Source organism: Isoptericola sp. S6320L (assembly GCF_023015685.1).
GTDB classification, from domain to species: domain Bacteria; phylum Actinomycetota; class Actinomycetes; order Actinomycetales; family Cellulomonadaceae; genus Isoptericola; species Isoptericola halotolerans_A.
This window is the reverse complement of the sequence record NZ_JALKAT010000064.1, coordinates 1-2,261: the sequence shown is the minus strand read 5'-3', so window position 1 is coordinate 2,261 and position 2,261 is coordinate 1. Positions and strand designations below refer to the sequence as shown.

Below are 2,261 nucleotides of genomic sequence, written 5' to 3'. Positions count from 1 at the left end.
CAGCACCTCGTCGACCGCACCGGTCGTGTCCACGACGTCCGCGACGACCGTGTCCACCCCGCCGTCCTCCAGCACGTCGTCCACGACGCCGTCCTCGGCGACCACGTCGTCCACGACCGCCTCGACGTCACCTTCCAGGGCGTCGTCGACCGTCGTGTCGACGTCCTCGACGACCGCTTCCACGACGCCGTCCGTCACGCCCTCCTCCGGCTCGTCCGGACCGACGACGTCGTCGACCAGCCCGTCCTCCCCGAGGACGGACGACGCAGTCTCCTCGACGGCACCGTCCGTCCCGAGCGCCTCGTCGACCGTCTCCGTGGTCTCGACCACGTCCTCGACGGCGGCGTCTGCGCCGCCGTCCTCGAGCACGTCGTCCACGACGCCGTCCTCGGCCACGACGTCGTCCACGACGGCCTCGACGTCACCGGAGGTGACGTCCTCGACGGTCTGGCTGACGTCCTCCGCGACGACGTCGACGACGTCGTCCGTGGTGGTCTCGCTCGGCTCGTCGGCACCGAGGAGGTCGTCCACCGGGCCGTCCTCGCCGACGAGGTCGTCGACGACGGTCTCGACCGGCTGGGTGTCGACCTCGGGGAGGTCGACGGGCGTGTCCAGGGACGCGTCCGACACCTCCTCCGAGACCTCTTCGAGGTTCAGGTCGACCGAGGTGTCCTCGCCGATCTCGACGTCGACGACGTCGTCCTCCGCAGCATGGGCCGAATAGGCCCCGGCGACCACGAGGCCGCCCGTGACGAGCACTGCCTGCAGCACCCGTCGCGCGTTCGTACGCATAGTTCTCTCCTGCCGTGTGACGTGGGAACGGGCAGCAGACGCCACCCGCGGCTGGTCGCGCTCAGCGGCGCGACGTGGCCACGTCAGGCAGGAGAGACAGGGATCTCGAAGTCGCGCACCGGCAGCGGTGCGAAGGCCTCGTCGGCCGGCAGCAGCCAGTGTCCGGCGCCGGCGTGCGACGCGGGAGCGAGCTGCGCGACCAGGTCGCCGTGGCCCGCACCTCCGCGCGCAGAGGTGGAGGAGCTGGTGGTGCCCACGGCGGCGGTGCCGGCGGGGGCCTCGGGCGCGTCGTGCCCGAACGTGCCTGCGTCGCGCGGGGCGGACGAGGCCTGATCGGCCGTGAGAGTGGTGGTCCCCGCGAGGACCGGCGCGGCCGGTCCCTGGAGGGCCGAGGTGTCGGGAACCACGACCGGCGTGGCGGCCGGTGCGGTCCGGGCGTCCACCGTCTCCGGGGCCCCGCTCGCCGCCTCGACGGCGGGCGCCGGCGAGGTGGCCGGTGCGGAGGGAACGGTGACAGCCGGGACGCCCTCGTCCGGGCCGGCGGCCGCCGGGGGCTGGACGACGTCGACCACCGGGTCCAGCACCGGGTCGACCACGTCGACCACGGGATCGAGGACCGGGTCCACCGCGTCGATGACGGGACCGACGGGGCGCACCACGGGCCGCACCACCGGCTCGACGAGGTCGACCACAGGGTCCAGGACCGGCTCGACGGCATCGACCACAGGGCGGACCACGGGGCGCACCACGTCGACGACGGGCCGCACGACCGGCTCGAGGACCGGTTCCAGGACGTCCACGACCGGGACCAGGGCACCCACGGCCGGCAGGGCGGCATCCACCACGGGTTCGACCACGGGCTCGACGACGGCCGCGACGGGCGCGACCACCGGGTCCAGCCCGTCGGTCACCGATCCCACCAAGGAGCCCACCGGCTCGAGCACGGGCGCCGTCGCCTCCGTGACGGGGCGGAGCGCCTCGCCGACGGCGTCGGTCACCGGCTGGAGCGGTTCGGTCACCGGGCCCGTGACACCTGCCACGACCTCGCCGGTCGCGTCGGTCACCGGCGCGAGCCCACCGGTCACGGGGTCGACGACGGCCTCGAGCGTCCCGCCGACCGTCTCGGTGACCGGTGCCACCACGCCGCCCGCGACGGTGTCGAGGAGGCCGCTGACCGGGCCGCTCGGCGCCTCGGTCGGCTCCTCGGTCGGCTCCGTCGTCGTCCCGGAGGCCTCCGTGGTGGCGTCCTCGGCAGGATCGGTGCCGTCGGCCTCGACGGGCTCTGCGGACGCTTCGTCCGGCTGGGCCGCCGATCCGTCAGTCGTCGCCGGCTGCTTGTCCGGCTGCTCGGCGGCCGGCTTCGGCGCGGGCTTGTCGACCGGCTTGTCGGCCGGCTTCTCCGCGGGCTTCTCGACCGGCTTGTCGGCCGGCTTCTCCGCGGGCTTCTCGACCGGCTTGTCGGCCGGCTT

Annotated in this window: 2 protein-coding genes; both read right to left on the bottom strand. The window is 74.5% G+C overall.

All coding sequences use genetic code 11. The features are described 5' to 3' along the window. The coding region (locus tag MWU57_RS17870) for a hypothetical protein (RefSeq protein WP_374108593.1) at nucleotides 1–792 on the bottom strand (792 nt) is incomplete at its 3' end. Between the two features lie 83 nt (nucleotides 793–875). Continuing rightward, nucleotides 876–2,261 (bottom strand): hypothetical protein (locus tag MWU57_RS18270; RefSeq protein WP_281495914.1); only part of this gene is annotated, 1,386 nt, incomplete at its 5' end.